11 protein-coding genes and 1 pseudogene are annotated in these 17131 nt (G+C 73.1%); 3 read left to right on the top strand and 9 right to left on the bottom strand.

The window, feature by feature from the left end; translation table 11 throughout:
- Window positions 1-228 precede the first annotated feature (228 nt).
- From hemW to lepA, 3 genes are all read right to left on the bottom strand, one after another.
- Window positions 229-1461, bottom strand: a complete 1233-nt coding sequence (hemW, locus tag E4198_RS19015) for a radical SAM family heme chaperone HemW (protein ID WP_136184216.1) — start codon at window positions 1459-1461, stop codon at window positions 229-231.
- A gap of 70 nt (window positions 1462-1531) precedes the next feature.
- Window positions 1532-3421 (bottom strand): AMP-dependent synthetase/ligase, encoded by a 1890-nt coding sequence (locus E4198_RS19010; protein ID WP_136184215.1) that lies wholly within the window; start codon window positions 3419-3421, stop codon window positions 1532-1534.
- A gap of 255 nt (window positions 3422-3676) precedes the next feature.
- Window positions 3677-5551 (bottom strand): translation elongation factor 4, encoded by a 1875-nt coding sequence (lepA, locus tag E4198_RS19005; RefSeq protein ID WP_136184214.1) that lies wholly within the window; start codon window positions 5549-5551, stop codon window positions 3677-3679.
- A 257-nt stretch (window positions 5552-5808) separates the two neighbouring features.
- Between lepA and rpsT the strand changes: the two genes are divergently transcribed.
- Window positions 5809-6075 (top strand): 30S ribosomal protein S20, encoded by a 267-nt coding sequence (gene rpsT, locus E4198_RS19000; protein ID WP_027763728.1) that lies wholly within the window; start codon window positions 5809-5811, stop codon window positions 6073-6075.
- 254 nt (window positions 6076-6329) lie between these two features.
- Here rpsT and holA read toward each other — a convergent pair whose 3' ends face one another.
- The gene (holA, locus tag E4198_RS18995) at window positions 6330-7319 is read right to left on the bottom strand and encodes a DNA polymerase III subunit delta (protein WP_136184213.1); all 990 of its coding nucleotides are present in this window, start codon (window positions 7317-7319) and stop codon (window positions 6330-6332) included.
- Between the two features lie 100 nt (window positions 7320-7419).
- On the opposite strand from holA, the gene E4198_RS25575 reads away from it, so the two are divergent.
- Both E4198_RS25575 and E4198_RS18985 read left to right on the top strand, forming a co-directional pair.
- Window positions 7420-7650 (top strand): hypothetical protein, encoded by a 231-nt coding sequence (locus E4198_RS25575; protein ID WP_247597955.1) that lies wholly within the window; start codon window positions 7420-7422, stop codon window positions 7648-7650.
- 72 nt (window positions 7651-7722) lie between these two features.
- Window positions 7723-8202: a pyridoxamine 5'-phosphate oxidase family protein gene (locus tag E4198_RS18985; RefSeq protein WP_136185485.1), complete on the top strand. Its 480-nt coding sequence runs from the start codon at window positions 7723-7725 to the stop codon at window positions 8200-8202.
- Window positions 8203-8259: 57 nt separating this feature from the next.
- On the opposite strand, the pseudogene E4198_RS18980 reads toward E4198_RS18985, so the two are convergent.
- From E4198_RS18980 to E4198_RS18960, 5 genes and pseudogenes are all read right to left on the bottom strand, one after another.
- Window positions 8260-10695: pseudogene (locus tag E4198_RS18980) on the bottom strand (ComEC/Rec2 family competence protein); the annotation flags it as partial.
- Between the two features lie 59 nt (window positions 10696-10754).
- Window positions 10755-11645 carry a ComEA family DNA-binding protein gene (locus E4198_RS18975; protein WP_247597954.1) on the bottom strand — a complete coding sequence of 297 codons (891 nt, stop codon included), beginning with the start codon at window positions 11643-11645 and terminating at the stop codon, window positions 10755-10757.
- A 537-nt stretch (window positions 11646-12182) separates the two neighbouring features.
- Window positions 12183-13034: a DegV family protein gene (locus tag E4198_RS18970; RefSeq protein ID WP_136184211.1), complete on the bottom strand. Its 852-nt coding sequence runs from the start codon at window positions 13032-13034 to the stop codon at window positions 12183-12185.
- An 80-nt stretch (window positions 13035-13114) separates the two neighbouring features.
- Window positions 13115-13897, bottom strand: a complete 783-nt coding sequence (locus E4198_RS18965) for a hypothetical protein (protein WP_247597745.1) — start codon at window positions 13895-13897, stop codon at window positions 13115-13117.
- A gap of 193 nt (window positions 13898-14090) precedes the next feature.
- Window positions 14091-17003, bottom strand: a complete 2913-nt coding sequence (locus E4198_RS18960) for a class I tRNA ligase family protein (RefSeq protein WP_136184210.1) — start codon at window positions 17001-17003, stop codon at window positions 14091-14093.
- Window positions 17004-17131: the final 128 nt, after the last annotated feature.

The following is a 17131-nucleotide window of genomic DNA, read 5'->3' as shown; positions in this document are numbered from 1 at the left end:
GCCAGGGTCAGCCATAGGCTCCCGGTACGGCGCGCTTCGGAGGGCGTGCCGGCGGTCTGTCGGCCCATGTCTGGCATGCTCGCCCGGCCCGGGGCGCGGGGCACCCCGCCCCAGCCGTCCGGGTGACTCCTCCGCACCTCGCTCGCGCCTCGCCCACGCCACGACCGCCGCCACGCCGTGCGGGCGGCGGCGGACAGCGGGGAGGCTGCTGCCGCCCGGCCCGAGGGGTCAGTCCGTGAGGGCGCGGACGACCGCATCGGCGAGGAGGCGCCCCCGGAGGGTGAGGACGGCGCTGCCGGCGGCGTAGGGGCCGGGCTGGAGGAGGCCGTCGTCCAGCGCGCGGCGCGCGCCGGCGAGCCCTGCGGGGGTGACGAGCCCGAGCGGGCACCCCTCCGCGAGCCGCAGCTCCAGCAGGATGCGTTCGACGCGCCGGTCCTCCGCGTCGAGCACTTCGCGCCCCGCACCGGGCGACCGGGACTCCCCCAGCGCCTGGGCGTACGCGCCGGGGTGCTTCACGTTCCACCAGCGCACGCCGCCGACGTGGCTGTGCGCGCCGGGGCCCGCACCCCACCAGTCGGCACCGGTCCAGTACAGCTCGTTGTGGCGGCACCTCCCGGGCTTTGAGGCCGCCCAGTTGGAGACCTCGTACCACGCGAACCCGGCTGCAGTCAGCGCCTCCTCGGCGATGAGGTAGCGGTCGGCGTGCACGTCGCCGTCGGTCGTCGGCACCTCGCCGCGCCGGATCCGGCGGGCGAGCTGCGTCCCCTCCTCGACGATGAGCGCGTACGCCGACACGTGGTCGGGTCCGGCGCCGATCGCCGCGTCCAGGGAGGCCCGCCAGTCGTCGTCGGTCTCGCCCGGCGTGCCGTAGATCAGGTCGAGGTTGACGTGGTCGAACCCGGCGGCGCGGGCCTCGGCGACGCACGCCTCCGGACGGCCCGGGGTGTGGCTGCGGTCCAGGACGCGCAGCACATGCTGCCGCGTGCTCTGCATGCCGAAGGAGATCCGGTTGAAGCCGGCCTCCCGCAGTTCCGCGAGGTAGCGGGCGTCGACCGACTCCGGGTTGGCCTCAGTGGTGATCTCCGCGCCGTCGGCGAGGCCGAATGCGTCCCGGACCGCCGCCAGCATCCGGCCCAGGTCGGCGGCCGGGAGGAGCGTGGGCGTGCCGCCGCCGACGAAGACGGTCTCCGCGGGGCGGGGGTCGTCGCCGAGGACCTTGCGCGCGAGGCGGATCTCCTCGGCGAGGGTGTCGGCGTAGTTCTCACGGGAGGCGAGGGCGCCGCCGGAGCCGCGCAGCTCGTTCGCGGTGTAGGTGTTGAAGTCGCAGTAGCCGCAGCGGGTCGCGCAGTACGGGACGTGCAGGTAGAAGCCGAGCGGACGGTCGGCCGCACCGGCGGTCGCGGAGGCCGGCAGCGTGCCGTCGTGCGGCACGGGCTCGCCGTCGGGGAGTGCGGAGGGCATGGGGCCATTGTGGCCCGCCCGCGCCGCGCTCCCCTCCCCGAACCCGTGCCGCCCTCCGGGGCAAGCCGGGTCAGGCCTCGCGCGACCCGGCGTACATCTCCTCGATGAGGTGACCGAACTCACGCTCCACGGCGGGCCGCTTCAGCTTGAGGCTGGGCGTCAGCTCGCCGTGCTCGACGTCCAGGTCCCGCGGCAGGATGCGGAACTTCTTGATCGTCTGCCAGCGCTGGAGGCCGGAGTTGAGCTGCTCGACGTAGTCCTCGACCATCTTGCGGACCTGCTCGGAGGCGACGACCTCGCTGTACGGCCTGTCCTTCAACCCGTCCCGATCGCCGGCCCACTGCATCAGGGACACCTCGTCGAGGGCGATGAGGGCCGTGCAGAAGTTCCGGTCGGCGCCGTGCACCAGGATGTTGGAGACGTACGGGCAGATCGCCTTGAACTGGCCCTCGACCTCGGCGGGCGCGATGTACTTGCCGCCGGAGGTCTTGATCAGGTCCTTCTTGCGGTCGGTGATACGGAGGTAGCCGTCGGTGGAGAGTTCGCCGATGTCGCCGGTGTGGAACCAGCCGTCCTCCTCCAGCACCTCGGCGGTCTTGTCGGGCAGCTGGTGGTAGCCCTCCATGATGCCGGGGCCGCGCAGCAGGATCTCGCCGTCGTCGGCGATGCGGACTTCGGTGCCGGGAAGCGGCTTGCCGACGGTGCCGGTGCGGTAGGCCTCGCCGGGGTTGACGAAGCTGGCCGCGCTGGACTCGGTGAGGCCGTAGCCCTCAAGGATGTGGATCCCGGCGCCGGAGAAGAAGTAGCCGATGTCGGGGGCGAGGGCGGCCGAGCCGGAGATGCAGGCGCGCAGGTTGCCGCCGAACGCCTCCCGGATCTTGGCGTAGACCAGCTTGTCAGCGACCGCGTGCTTCACCTTCAAGCCCGCCGGGGCGGAGGCGACGCCGGTGCGGCGGAAGTTGTCCTGGGTGACCTTGCCGTACTCGCGGGCCACGCCGGCGGCCCACAGGAAGATCTTGTACTTGACGGGGCTGCCGGCCTTCGCCTTGGCGGCCACGCCGTTGTAGACCTTCTCGAAGATGCGCGGCACGGCTGCCATGTAGCTGGGCTGCACCACCGGCAGGTTCTCGATGATCTTGTCGATCCGGCCGTCGACGGCCGTGACGTGTCCGACCTCGACCTGTGCGGCGGTCAGCACCTTGCCGAAGACGTGCGCCAGCGGCAGCCACAGGTACTGCACGTCGTCCTGGGTGACCAGCCCGGTCTGGGCGATCGCCTTGGCCATGTACGACCAGCAGTCGTGCGGCAGCCGTACGCCCTTGGGCTTGCCGGTGGTGCCGGAGGTGTAGATGAGAGTGGCGAGCTGGTCGGCGCGCAGCGCGGTGACCGTCTCCTTGACGCACTCGGGGTGGGTGTCCAGGTAGGCGCGTCCGCGACGGGCGAGTTCGGAGAGGGAAAGAACCCAGTCCTCCGGGTCGCCCTCGGCGGACACGGCGTCCGCCTCCTCGATCACCACGACGTGCCTCAGCTCGGGCAGTTCGTTCCGCTTCTCCCGCGCCTTGGCGAGCTGGGAGGCGTCCTCGGCGATCAGCACGCGGCTGGAGGAGTCGGCGAGGATGTACGCCGTCTCCTCCGCGTTCGTGCTCGGGTAGACCGTGGTGGTGGCCGCGCCGGAGCAGAGGATCGCGAGATCGCTCAGAATCCAGTCCACGCGGGTGTTGGAGGCGATCGCGACGCGTTCCTCGGGGCGCACGCCGAGGGCCGTGAGGCCGGCGGCGACGGAGAACACGCGGTCGGCCGCCTCGCCCCAGCTGTAGGACCGCCACTCGTCCGGGCCGCCGCCGACGGCCGGCACGGGGTAGCGGTACGCCTCCGCGTTCGGGGTGGCCTGCACCCGCTCCAGGAAGAGCGTCGCCACGGAGGGCGGCCGGTTCTCGATCAAGGGCTGTGTGTCGCTCACGACATCCTCCGGGCGCGCGTGAAGTACATGCTCGGTGACTCTCCCTTGTGACTCGCGAGTAACCGGGGAGACGCGCTCAGACTAAGCGCCACGGACCTCCCACGTAAGGGGTCCGGGGCCGTGTCGATACCGGAGCGTGACCGAGGGCGCGGCGAAACGGGCGGGCTCTCACATGATCGCCACACGCTTCACGGCGTGCCCGGAGGCACGCCGTGAAGGGGAACGAGCGGCGCCGGTCTCACGACCGGCGCGCGGCTACTTCTTCGCCTTGGAGTCGCCGCTCTCGTCGGAGGACAGGGCGGCGATGAAAGCCTCCTGCGGGACCTCGACCCGGCCCACGACCTTCATCCGCTTCTTGCCCTCCTTCTGCTTCTCCAGCAGCTTCCGCTTACGGGAGATGTCACCGCCGTAGCACTTGGCGAGGACGTCCTTGCGGATGGCGCGCACCGTCTCGCGGGCGATCACCCGGGATCCGACGGCCGCCTGGATGGGCACCTCGAACTGCTGGCGCGGGATCAGCTCGCGCAGCTTGGTCGCCATGCGCACGCCGTAGGAGTACGCCTTGTCCTTGTGCACGATCGCGGAGAAGGCGTCGACCTTGTCGCCCTGCAGGAGGATGTCGACCTTGACCAGGTCGGCGACCTGCTCGCCGGTCGGCTCGTAGTCGAGTGAGGCGTAGCCTCGGGTCTTGGACTTCAGCGCGTCGAAGAAGTCGAAGACGATCTCGGCCAGCGGCAGCGTGTAGCGCAGTTCGACGCGGTCCTCGGAGAGGTAGTCCATGCCCTGGAGGTTGCCGCGCCGGGCCTGGCACAGCTCCATGATCGCCCCGACGAACTCACTGGGGGCCAGCAGCGTGGCCCTGACCATCGGCTCCTCCACCTCGGCGATCTTGCCGGCGGGGAACTCGGTGGGGTTGGTGACGGTGTGCTCGGTCCCGTCCTCCATCCGCACCTGGTAGATCACGTTGGGCGCGGTGGCGATCAGGTCGAGGTTGAACTCGCGCTCCAGCCGCTCCCGGATCACCTCCAGGTGCAGCAGCCCCAGGAAGCCCACGCGGAAGCCGAAGCCGAGCGCTGCGGAGGTCTCCGGCTCGAAGCTCAGCGCGGCGTCGTTGAGCTGCAGCTTGTGCAGAGCCTCGCGCAGTTCCGGGTAGTCCGAACCGTCCAGCGGGTACAGGCCGGAGAACACCATCGGCTTGGGGTCCTTGTAGCCCGCCAGCGGCTCCTCGGCGCCCTTGTGCTGCTGGGTGACGGTGTCGCCGACCTTCGACTGGCGGACGTCCTTCACACCGGTGATCAGGTAACCGACTTCGCCGACGCCGAGACCGTCGGCGGCCGTCATCTCCGGCGCGTTCGTGCCGATCTCCAGCAGTTCGTGGGTTGCGCCGGTGGACATCATCCGGATGCGCTCGCGCCGTCCGAGCTTGCCGTCGACGACCTTCACATAGGTGACGACGCCGCGGTAGGCGTCGTAGACGGAGTCGAAGATCATCGCGCGGGCGGGCGCGTCCGCCACGCCGACCGGGGCCGGCACCTGGCGCACGACCTCGTCCAGCAGGTCCCCGACGCCCTCGCCCGTCTTCGCGGAGACCTTGAGCACGTCTTCGGGCTCACAGCCGATGAGGTGCGCCAGCTCGGCCGCGAACTTCTCCGGCTGCGCGGCGGGCAGGTCGATCTTGTTGAGCACCGGGATGATCGTGAGGTCGTGCTCCATCGCCAGGTAGAGGTTGGCGAGGGTCTGGGCCTCGATGCCCTGGGCGGCGTCGACCAGCAGGACGCAGCCCTCGCAGGCGGCGAGGGAACGGGACACCTCGTAGGTGAAGTCGACGTGGCCCGGGGTGTCGATCATGTTCAGGATGTGCGGGGCGGCGGCTGCGTCCGCCTCCTCCGTCGGCTTCCACGGCAGCCGTACGGCCTGGGACTTGATCGTGATGCCGCGCTCACGCTCGATGTCCATCCGGTCGAGGTACTGGGCGCGCATCTGGCGCTCCTCGACGATGCCCGTCAGCTGGAGCATGCGGTCGGCGAGTGTCGACTTGCCGTGGTCGATGTGCGCGATGATGCAGAAGTTGCGGATCAGCGCCGGGTCGGTACGGCTCGGCTCCGGCACGTTCGATGGGGTCGCGGGCACGCAGGGTCCTGTCGGGTCTGGATAAGAGTCGGCTTCGTCGCTTCGGAGAACGCTAGTCGCCCCCATCGTCCCATGCACATGCCGTGCGGACGGCACCGGCGCCGTACGTGCCCGCACGCGGGCCCGGCGGGCGTACGACGGCGGGCGATTCGGCGGGCCGGGCCGCTGCTGGTAGCCTGGGCCGCTGTGCCTGCGTGCACGCTCGTGCACGTCCGGACACACCCAGAAGACCGTACTGAACCCGCAAAGGCTCATTCGTGGCGAACATCAAGTCCCAGATCAAGCGGATCAAGACCAACGAGAAGGCCCGCCAGCGCAACAAGGCGGTCAAGTCCGAGCTGAAGACCGCGATCCGTCGCACCCGCGAGGCCGTGGCCGCCGGTGACCTCGAGAAGGCCACCGAGGCCGCCCGCGTCGCCTCGCGCAAGCTCGACAAGGCCGCCAGCAAGGGTGTCCTGCACAAGAACAACGCCGCCAACAAGAAGTCGGCGCTCGCGCAGAAGGTCGCCTCCCTCAAGGGCTGACCTCTTCTCGGTCGGACCGCTTCGACGGACCGGTACGGCCCCGGCGGGCCCTCTCACTCCGCCGTGTACCGGAACCGAGACTCGGCACCGCGCCGCACGCGGCCTGCGTTCGCCACGCGGGTGCGGCGCACCACAAAGATCGCACCGAAGCCCCCGTCCACGGCCTTTCCCCAGGCCGCTGACGGGGGCTTCGGCGTGCGCCGGGGGCCGACGGGACGAGCGCGGGTCGGCGGAGAGCGGCCCCGCCCGCGGTGTCAGCGGGAGCGGGCGGCGCGGGAGACCGCGATGACGGCCTGTTCCAGGGCGTACCCCGGGTCGTTGCCGCCGCCCTTCACACCCGCATCGGCCGCGGCGACGGCGCGCAGCGCCGAGGAGACGCCGTCCGCGGACCAGCCGCGCATCTGCTGGCGCACCCGGTCGATCTTCCACGGCGGCATGCCCAGCTCGCGGGCAAGGTCGCCGGGGCGCATGCCGCGCGGCGCCGACGCCAGCTTCCCGATCGACCGCACGCCCTGTGCGAGGGCGCTGCTGATCAGCACCGGGGCCACGCCGGTCGCCAGCGACCAGCGCAGCGCCTCCAGCGCCTCCGCCGTGCGTCCCTCGACCGCGCGGTCGGCCACGGTGAAGCTCGACGCCTCCGCGCGGCCGGTGTAGTAGCGGGCGACGACCGCGTCGTCGATGGCGCCCTCGACGTCGGCAGCGAGCTGCGCGCAGGCGGAGGCCAGTTCGCGCAGGTCGCTGCCGATCGCGTCGACCAGTGCCTGGCACGCCTCCGGCGTCGCCGAACGGCCGGCTGTGCGGAACTCGGCGCGGACGAAGGCGAGTCGGTCGGCCGGCTTGGTGAGCTTCGCGCAGGCCACCTCGCGAGCGCCGGCCTTGCGGGCGGCGTCCAGCAGGCCCTTCCCCTTGGGACCGCCCGCGTGCAGCAGAACGAGGGTGATCTCCTCGGCCGGCGAGGCGAGGTACGCCTTGACGTCCTTGACGCTGTCCGCCGCCAGGTCCTGCGCGGACCGCACCACCACGACCTTGCGCTCGGCGAACAGGGACGGGCTCGTCAGCTCCGCCAGCGTGCCCGGCTGGAGTTCGGGGGACGTCAGGTCGCGCACGTCGGTGTCGGGGTCGGCGGCGCGGGCCGCGGTCACCACCTGCTGCACGGCGCGGTCCAGGAGCAGTTCCTCCTGGCCCACGGCCACCGTGACGGGCGCGAGCGGGTCTTCGGACGTCTTCTTACGGGTACCGGCCATCGCCCACCAGCATCCCACGCCCCACCGACAGCGCCCGCCCCTCCTCTCCGGCGTTCCCCGGTTCCCGGACAATGGCCGGGTGACGCAGCACCTACGACACATCCTGGTCCTTCCCGACCGCGACGCCGCCGAGGAGGTCGCCGACGCACTGACCGAGCACTTCGGCGCCGGCCCGGACGAGCCACAGCTCGTGCGGGAGGAGCTGGCGGGCGAGGACGACGCGGAGGACGCCCAGTGGCTGGTCGTCCTGGAGGACGGCGACGGCTCCTACGACGCGGAGGCGCTGGCCCTGCTCGCCGAGGAGTACGAGGGCTGGCGCGAACGGGAGTAGGCCCCGGGGCGGAGAGCGGCTCGGGCCACCGTCCGATGTGGTGCGGCACACGCCTCCCCTACGGTGCCGGTCATGACGACGACACGCCCCGCGCCCCGCCCAGCCGACCAGCGCAGAGAGGCGGTCCTGGAACGTCTGCGCACGGAGGAGGACGTCTGGGTGGCCACGGCCGGCCCCGAGGGCGTGCCGTGCCTGGTGCCGCTGTCCGTGCACTGGGACGGTGCGGCGGTGTGGCTGTCCACGCGGGGCGCCAACCCCACCGGGCGCAACCTCCTTCAGACGTCCGCGGTCCGGATCTCGTTCGGCGACACCCGGGACGTGGTGCTCATCGACGGGTCCGTGGAGGCGTTCTCGCTGCACGAGGTGGACCCGGCCGACGCCGACGCGTTCGCCGCACGCTGCGGCTGGGACCCGCGCCGCGCCAAGCGGCCCGGCTCGCCCTATCTGTACTTCCGCGTCACCCCGACGGACGTGCAGGCGTTTCACGGCGAGCACGAGCTGACGGGGCGCCATCTGATGCGCGGCGGCGTGTGGACGGTCCCGGCGGGCTGACCGCACCGGAGGTGCGCGGGCCGAGGTGACGGAGGGGGTGCCGTCGGGCATGGCGGCGACGGCGAGCGCCCCGGAGGTGTCCGTACGGCGCACCAGGGCGCCGTGGCGGTGCAGCAGCCGGAGAGTCTGCGGCGCGGGATGGCCGTACGGGTTCCCGGCGCCGGCGGACACCAGGGCGATCCGCGGGTCGAGGCGGGCGAGGAGCGCCGGGTCCTGGTAGGCGGAGCCGTGGTGTGCGACCTTGAGGACGTCCACCGGGCCGAGGCCGGGACGGGTCTCCAGCAGGCGGCGCTGGGCCGGGGGTTCGAGGTCGCCGGGGAGCAGAACCGTGAGCCCGGCGACGCGGACCAGCAGCGTGAGGCTGGCGTTGTTGGCTGCGTCCTCGTCCTCCCCCTCCGCCGGGGCGCCGGTGTGCCGCGGCCCCGCGAGTGGCCACAGCACCTCCCAGGAGAGCACGCCGAGGGTGCGTCGCTCGCCCGCCGGGGCACGCATCAGCGGCACTCCCGCCCGTCCCGCGACGCGGTGCACGAACGCGGCCTGGCCGGCGGGGTGCTGCACATGGGTGGCCTGGATGGCGCCGACCTCGCGGCCGCGCAGCGCGCCGGGAAGCCCGGCGACATGGTCGGCGTGGAAGTGGGTCAGGACGAGGAGCGGAATGGCGGTCACGCCGAGCCTGGTCAGGCAGTCGTCCACCGCGTCGGGGTCGGGGCCGGCGTCGACGAGGACGGCGGTCCCGTCGCCCGCCGCGAGTACGACTGCGTCCCCCTGGCCCACGTCGCACATCACCAGCCGCCAGTGCGGCGGTGGCCATCCGGACAGGGTGCGGGTGAGCGGGGCGGGGCGGGCCAGTGCCGCCAGGAGGAGCAGGGCGACGGCGGCGCAGAACCACGGACGGCCCGGCAGGCGGCGTGCCAGGACCGCGAGGGCCAGGACGAGCAGGCTCAGGAGGAGCGCTCCCGGCCAGGTGTCGGGCCAGGGGACGGTGGCTCCGGGCACGGACGCACCGGTCCGGGCGATACGGGCGATCGCCGCGGTCGGCCAGCCGCCGAGCCAGGCCAGCCCTTCGGCGAGGGCGGGCGAGAGCGGCGCGGTCAGGAGCGCCGCGAAGCCGAGGACGGTGGCGGGAGCGACGACGAACTCGGCGAGCAGGTTGCAGGGAACGGCGACCAGGCTGACGTGAGCGGCGAGCACGGCGACGACGGGCGCGCAGGCCGCCTGTGCGGCGGCGGCCGCGGCGAGGGCTTCGGCCGGCCGTCCCGGAACTCCGCGGCGACGCAGCGCACGGCTCCAGCGCGGGGCGAGGGTCAGGAGCGATCCGGTCGCGAGAACGGAGAGCAGGAATCCGGGATCGCGCGCGAGTCCCGGGTCGTGGAGCACTAGGAGGAGGACGGCGGCGGCGAGGGCGGGAAGCAGGGAACGCCGGCGGCCGGTGCCGATGGCCAGGATGGTGATCAGGCCGCAGGCGGCGGCCCGCAGCACGCTGGGCTGGGGACGGCACACGAGGACGAAGCCGAGCACGACCAGGGCGGCGAGTACGGCGGTGGTCCGCAGCGGGATGCCGAGCCGGGGCGCGAGGCCGCGACGTTCCGCGAGGCCGGCTCTGCCCGGCGGTCCGATGAGAAGGACCAGCAGGACGGTCAGGTTTCCTCCGCTGACAGCGAGCAGGTGCAGCATGTCGGTGGCGTGGAAGGCGGCGTCCAGATCGTCGGGGATGCGGGAGGTGTCGCCGACGACGAGGCCGGGAAGCAGCGCCCGGGGATCGGGGGCGAGAGGGTCTGTGGCGCGGCGGAGACCGGCGCGCAGGTCGCCTGCGAAGCGTTGCAGGGCGGTCGGAGGCCGTACGACGGTGGGTGGTTCGGAGCCTCCCGTGCGGAGGACGGCCGCGATGTCCTGCCCTACCGCCGACGCGCGGGCCGGGGCCAGACGCACCTCGGCGCGGAGGCCGGTGGAAGGGAGCAGCCGACCCCAGCCGGAGGCGGTGCCGTCGTCGCCGTCGACCAGCAGGAGCGCCGGAGTCCGCACAGCGACGGGGGCGGGCACAGCGGGCGCCGACACCCGGGTGACGTCGACCGGCACGACGAGGACGCCGGGGACGCGCCGGGTGCCGTGGACCCGGGCGTCCGTGCGGTGCGGGTCTCCGGTCACCGTCAACTCGACGGTGGCGTGGGAGTAGTCGGCCGCCAGCTCGGGGAGGGGCCCGCGTCGGGCGTCCGCGGTGTGGAGCGTGGCGGAGGCGGCTCCGGCCGCCGCGCAGACCAGGGTGAGGGCGAGGGCGAGCCGGTTGCCGTGACGCAGGTGCCGGTGCGGGGTGGCCGGGCGGCGGGGCGGACGGAGGAGGACGGTGGCGAGGAGTCCGCAGAGGGCGGCGGCGCCGAGCGCGGTCGCCGTGCCGGGGAGTGCCGGGGCGAGGGCGGCTGCCGCCCATGCGGCGAGGGCGGGTGGCAGTAGCCGAAGGTCGGGTGGGCCCTCCTGGCGGGGGTCCGCGGCACCCAGCGGGTTGCGGGAGGCCCGGTGCGCGGGACTACGAGCGGTGCCGGCAGCGGGTTCTCGCCTCACGGCCCGACCCGGGGCCGGAGGTCCGCGAAGCGGGCGGGGCCGATGCCGTCCACCTCGCGGAGCTGTTCGATCGAGGTGAAACCCCCGTGCTCGGTCCGGTAGTCGACGATGTGGCCGGCCAGCACGGGGCCGACTCCGGGCAGCGTCTCCAGTTGTTCGGTGGTGGCGGAACTCAGACTGATGCGGGCGGGCGTCCCGCCTGCGCCCGGGGGCACACCGGCCGCGGGAGCGGGTACCGGCCCGCCGACGGCGCGGGCGGCGATCTCGCCGACCAGGATCTGCTCGCCGTCGACCAGCCGCCGCGCCTGGTTGAGCCCGCCGAGCTGCTTCGGATCGGTGCCCGGCCGGACTCCCCCGGCCGCCTTCAGTGCGTCCGCGACGCGCGAACCTCGCGGCAGCCGGTGGACCCCGGGCTCCCGGACGTCTCCCGCGACGTCCACGACGACCGGGCCGCCGACGCCGGAGGACACCGCGTCCGGTGAGGCGGAAGGCGGCGACAACGGCTCGGCGGCGGCTCGCGGTGCGGCGACGGTCTGGGGGCGGCCGGAGAGGAAGTGGTGGACGGCGAAGCCGAGGGCGACGAGGAGCACGAGCCCCAGTGCGGCAAGCGTCTTGGGCTCGACGGCGCAGCGGAGTTGCACCCACAGCGGGAGACGTTCGAGAAACGCCTCCCGCAACCGCCCCGCCAACGACGGAGATGCGGTCTCCGGGACCTCCGGGTCGTCGGCTCCGGAACGGTCGGGCGCGGCACGCCGGGTCGGCGGGTCCGCGTCCCTGGCGTGCGGACCAGCCTCCGGGACGGGCGGAGCAAGGTCGGGCCGGGCCGGCGGTTCCGGGGGACGGCCGCGCTCCCGGGCAGCGGCCACGGCCGCACGGGCGACGGCGATCGCGACGGGCCGGGGCAGCGGGGACGCGGGAGCAGCAGCCCCGTTGCCGGGTGGCGTGGAGGTGGCGGTGGTCGCCCGGCGGACGACGCGGGCGCCCCGGCACGCCCCGGAGCTCGGGGGCGACGGCGGTGGCGGGGCGTCGTCCGGGGGGTTCCTCGGCGAGGGCACCTCGCGCAGCGGCCCGCCGCCGATCGGCGACAGCAGGGTGTCCACGCGGCGGCGGACGGCGGGGTCGGTGCGGTGCGTTGGTCCGGAGCGGCCGCCGGCACGCGAGCGGTGCCGGCCCCCTCGCCCCGGACCGCGGCTGTCGTGGCGGCTTCGAGTCGTCATGCCACGGAACGCTAGAAGGCGCGTGACGTTCACGGCGGAAGGGGTCGATTCCGGTGGATGACGCCCAAGTTGTGGACAACTTCGTCACCCCTGCGGGTGCCTCCCAAGACGCCGGTACGCCCGGCACAGACGTGTCAGCAGCCCTTGCGGCAGGCACGCAGACGGACAGGCACGCAGAAAAGAGGAGCAGGAAGACAGGCAGACCCTTCAGCGGCGGGAGAGTACGACGCCGAGGAGGCCGGGGCCGGTGTGGGCGCCGATCACCGCGCCCACCTCGCTGACGTGCAGGTCGGCCAGGCCCGGGACGCGCTCGCGGAGTCGCTGGGCGAGCTGGTCCGCGCGCTCGGGGGCCGCCAGGTGGTGGACGGCCATGTCGACCCGGCCGTCCGCCGAGTGCTCGACGGCGATCTCCTCGAGCCGGGCGATGGCCCGGGACGCGGTGCGTACCTTCTCCAGCATGCCGATGCGGCCGTCCGCCAGCTCCAGCAAGGGCTTGACGGCCAGCGCGGACCCGAACAGCGCCTGCGCGGCGCCGATGCGTCCGCCGCGCCGCAGGTAGTCGAGCGTGTCGACGTAGAAGTACGCCGCCGTCCCCTCGGCGCGTTTCTCCGCCGCCGCCACCGCGTCGTCCGGTGTCCCGCCCGCCTCGGCGGTCTCGGCCGCGGCCAGGGCGCAGAAGCCCAGCGCCATCGCGACCATGCCGGTGTCGACCACGCGCACCGGCACCGGCGCGTCCCGGGCGGCCAGCACGGCCGCGTCGTAGGTGCCCGAGACCTCCGCGGACAGGTGCAGCGACACGATGCCGTCCAGCGCGGGCTGGGACTCGGCGAGGGCGCGGTAGGTGGCGGCGAAGGTCTCCGGGCTGGGCCGGGAGGTGGTGACCGGCCGGTGCTTGCGCAGGGCCTCCGCGAGGGCGGGGGCGGAGATCTCCGTGCCCTCCTCCAGCGCCTCCCCGTCGAGGACGACCGTCAGCGGTACCGCGGTGATGTGGTGCTTCTCCAGCAGCTCCGGGGGCAGGTACGCCGTGGAGTCGGTGACGACAGCGACATGACGGGCCATGCCGGGGAGGCTAGCGCCGGAGCGGGCCGACGTGTCGCACCGGCCCGGTGGTTCGCCCTCCCTCGTGCTCACGCCGCCGCTCACCGCGGGTTCTGCGGGCCGTCCCGGTCGACGCCGGGAAGCGTCTGTGCGTCCGACCAGTGCTGCTCGGGCGCGGACTTCTCGGCGTGCTGCGGCTCCGGCCAGTGCGGCTGCTGCGGGGGGTTCGGCTGCTGGGAGTGCGGCTTCTCCAGACGCGCCGGCTCCGGGGCGGCGGGGGGACCGTGCACTTCGGCGGGCTGCGGGCCGGCATCCACGGATCCGCCGAGGGGCAGGGGCGCGTCACGGAAGCCGCGGAGGGCCCCGGACTCGATCTCGATCTGCTCGCGGAGCGCGTCGAGGCCGTCGTCGTCGTACTGGCGGGCCCGGTCCTGGGCCGCGAAGCGGAGCGAGTCGGCGGACTTCTTCAGCGCCGCCGCGCGCTCCCGCGCGTCCGGCAGCCGGGCGGCGATGCGCTCGCGGTCGGGTTCGCGCTCCATGAGGAGGCGCAGCTCGCCGTCGAGCCGCTGGGCATGGCCCTGGAGCTGGTCGAGCAGCGCGGCCGCCTCCCGGAGCGCCGGGTCGTCAGAGGCTCCCGAGGTCAGCGCGGCACGGGTGCTGTCGAGCGACGTGCGCAGCTCCAGCCGGAGCCGGGCGGCCTCGCCGACCGGGCCCGGCTGGGCGGTGCGCGCCTTCAGCGTGGTGTCCTCGACGGTACGGCGGACCTGGGCGCTCGTACGCTCCACGCCGCGGCGGACGGCGCGGGCGGTCTTGAGGGTGACGATCACGCCGAGGGCGGTGAAGAGGACGAAGAGGACGACCAGGGCCCAGATGACGAACTCCACGCCTTGCTCCTTCGGGGTGCCGACGGTTGATGGGGGCCGGGTGTGGCGGTGTGCGGCTCCCCTTCAGCGTAAACGGGCGGGGTGCGGTCGGTGGTTCCTGACGGCCGACGGGACGGTGAGCGCGCCCCGCACCGCCCCCGCCCCGTCCGGGACGACGGTGGGGGCGGGGGCGGGCGGCAGGCGCCGCGCCTGGTCAGGCCGGGACGATGTTGACCAGCTTCGGGGCCCGGACGATGACCTTCCGGATGCCCGCGCCGTCCAGCGCGGAGACGATCGCCGGTTCGGCCAGTGCCGCTGCCTCCAGGTCGGCGTCGGTGACGGAGGGCGAGACCTCCAGGCGGGCCTTGACCTTGCCCTTGATCTGGACGACGCAGGTCACCGTCTCGTCGACCACGTACGCCGGGTCGGCGACGGGGAAGTCCGCGTGGACGACACTGCCCTCGTGGCCCAGCCGGTGCCACAGTTCCTCGGCGACGTGCGGCGCCAGCGGGGCGACCAGCAGCACCAGGCGCTCGGCGACCGACCGCGGCACCCGCGCCACCTTGGTGACGTGGTTGTTCAGCTCGGTGACCTTGGCGATGGCGGTGTTGAACCGCAGGTCGGACAGGTCCTGTCGGACTCCGTCGATCGCCTTGTGCAGGGCGCGCAGGGTGTCCTCGTCGGGCTCGTCGTCGGTGACGACGACCTCGCCCGTCGCCTCGTCCACGACGTTCCGCCACAGGCGCTGCAGCAGGCGGTACTGGCCGACGACGGCACGGGTGTCCCACGGCCGGGAGACGTCCAGCGGGCCCATCGCCATCTCGTACAGGCGCAGCGTGTCGGCGCCGTACTCGGCGCAGATCTCGTCCGGGGTCACCGCGTTCTTCAGCGACTTGCCCATCTTTCCCAGCAGCCGGGAGACCTTCTCGCCCTGGTACCAGTAGGCCCCGTCCCGCTCCTCGACCTCGGCGGCCGGCACGGCGATGCCGCGCGCGTCGCGGTAGACGTACGCCTGGATCATGCCCTGGTTGTACAGCTTGTGGAACGGCTCGGCGGACGAGACGTGGCCCAGGTCGAACAGCACCTTGGACCAGAAGCGGGCGTACAGCAGGTGCAGCACGGCGTGTTCGGCGCCGCCCACGTACAGGTCGACGCCGCCCGTGGGCATGCCCTCGCGCGGGCCCATCCAGTACCGCTCGACGGCCGGGTCGACCAGCTTCTGGTCGTTGTGCGGGTCCAGGTAGCGCAGCTCGTACCAACAGGAACCGGCCCAGTTGGGCATGGTGTTGGTCTCTCGCCGGTAGCGGCGCGGGCCGCGGCCGTCGCCCAGGTCCAGGGTGACGTGCACCCAGTCCTCGTTCCGAGACAGCGGGGTCTCCGGCACGGTGTCGGCGTCGTCCGCGTCGAAGGTGCGCGGCGCGTAGTCCTCGACCTCCGGCAGCTCCAGCGGCAGCATCGACTCGGGCAGCGCGTGCGCGATGCCGTCCTCGTCGTAGACGATCGGGAACGGCTCGCCCCAGTACCGCTGCCGGCTGAACAGCCAGTCGCGCAGGCGGTAGTTGACGGTGCCCTCGCCGATGCCCTGCTCGGCCAGCCACCCGGTGATCTTCGCCTTGGCCTCGGGCACGCCCAGACCGTCCAGGGCCACGCGCGGGCCGGAGGAGTTCACCAGCGCGGCGTCGTAGGAGACGAACGCGTCGTCCCAGGTCGCCGGGTCGGTGCCGCGCCCGTCGGTGGGCTCGACGACGCAGCGCATGGGCAGCTCGAATGCCCGGGCGAAGGCGAAGTCCCGGCTGTCGTGGGCGGGGACGGCCATGATGGCGCCGGTGCCGTAGCCCATCAGCACGTAGTCGGCGATGAACACCGGCACGCGCTCGCCGCTGACCGGGTTCGTCGCGAACGCGCCGGTGAAGACACCGGTCTTGTCCTTCGCCTCGGCCTGCCGCTCCACGTCGGACTTGCCGGCGGCCTGCGCGCGGTAGGCCTCGACGGCCTCGGCGGGGGTGGCGTGGCCGCCGGTCCACGCCGCACGCGTGCCCTCGGGCCAGGCGTCCGGGACGACGGAGGCGGCGTGGCCCTCGCCCGACACCAGGTCGTGCTCGGGCGCCAGCACCATGTACGTCGCACCGAACAGCGTGTCCTGACGGGTGGTGAAGACGGTGATCGCCGCGTGTTCCTCGCCGTGCGCCGTGTCGACGGGGAAGTCGACACGGGCGCCCTCGCTGCGGCCGATCCAGTTGCGCTGCTGCAGCTTGATGGCCTCCGGCCAGTCCAGGCCGTCCAGGTCGTCCAGCAGCCGCTCCGCGTAAGCGGTGATGCGCATGTTCCACTGGCGCAGCTTCGCCTTGAAGACGGGGAAGTTGCCGCGCTCGGAACGGCCCTCGGCGGTGACCTCCTCGTTGGCCAGCACGGTGCCCAGGCCCGGGCACCAGTTGACCGGCGCGTCGGAGGCGTAGGCCAGCCGGTACGCACCCAGCAGATCGGCGCGCCCGGCGGCGTCCAGTTCGGCCCAGGGCGCGCGTCCCTCGGGTGTGGGACGCCGGCCGGAAGCGAACTCGTCGACCAGATCGGCGATCGGGCGGGCCCGCTGCGCCTCCGTGTCGTACCAGGAGTTGAAGATCTGCAGGAAGATCCACTGCGTCCACTTGTAGTAGGACGGCTCGATGGTGGCGAACGACCGGCGCTGGTCGTGGCCCAGGCCCAGGCGGCGCAGCTGGGCCTTCATGTTGACGATGTTGGCTTCGGTGGAGACGCGCGGGTGGGTGCCGGTCTGCACCGCGTACTGCTCGGCGGGCAGGCCGAAGGCGTCGAAGCCCAGCGTGTGCAGGACGTTGTGGCCGGTCATCCGCTGGTAGCGGGCGAAGACGTCGGTGGCGATGTAGCCCAGGGGGTGGCCGACGTGCAGGCCGGCACCCGACGGGTAAGGGAACATGTCCATGATGAACTTCTTGGGCCGGGCGACGGTCTCCTCGTCACCGCCCAGCGCGCCGCCACCGGGATTGGGGGCCTCGTACGTCCCCTGCTTGTCCCAGAAGTCCTGCCAGCGTGCCTCGATGTCGGCGGCCAGCGCCGCCGTGTAGCGATGGGGAGCCGTGTTCTGTGCGGCTGCGGTCGTGGTCTCGCTCATCGTCCTCAAAGCTCCATCGGTCGTCTCTGCTCAGGAAACGAAAAATCCCCTCGCACAGGAGGGGACGCCGCGCCGATTCCGACCCTGCCGTTTCCACCGCGGCCCTGGGGTCGGGACTGATCAGCGCG

The organism is Streptomyces sp. RKND-216, from assembly GCF_004795255.1.
GTDB classification, from domain to species: Bacteria; Actinomycetota; Actinomycetes; order Streptomycetales; family Streptomycetaceae; genus Streptomyces; species Streptomyces hazeniae.
Note: the sequence above shows the minus strand (reverse complement) of the source record. Positions and strands in the feature narration are given on the sequence as shown.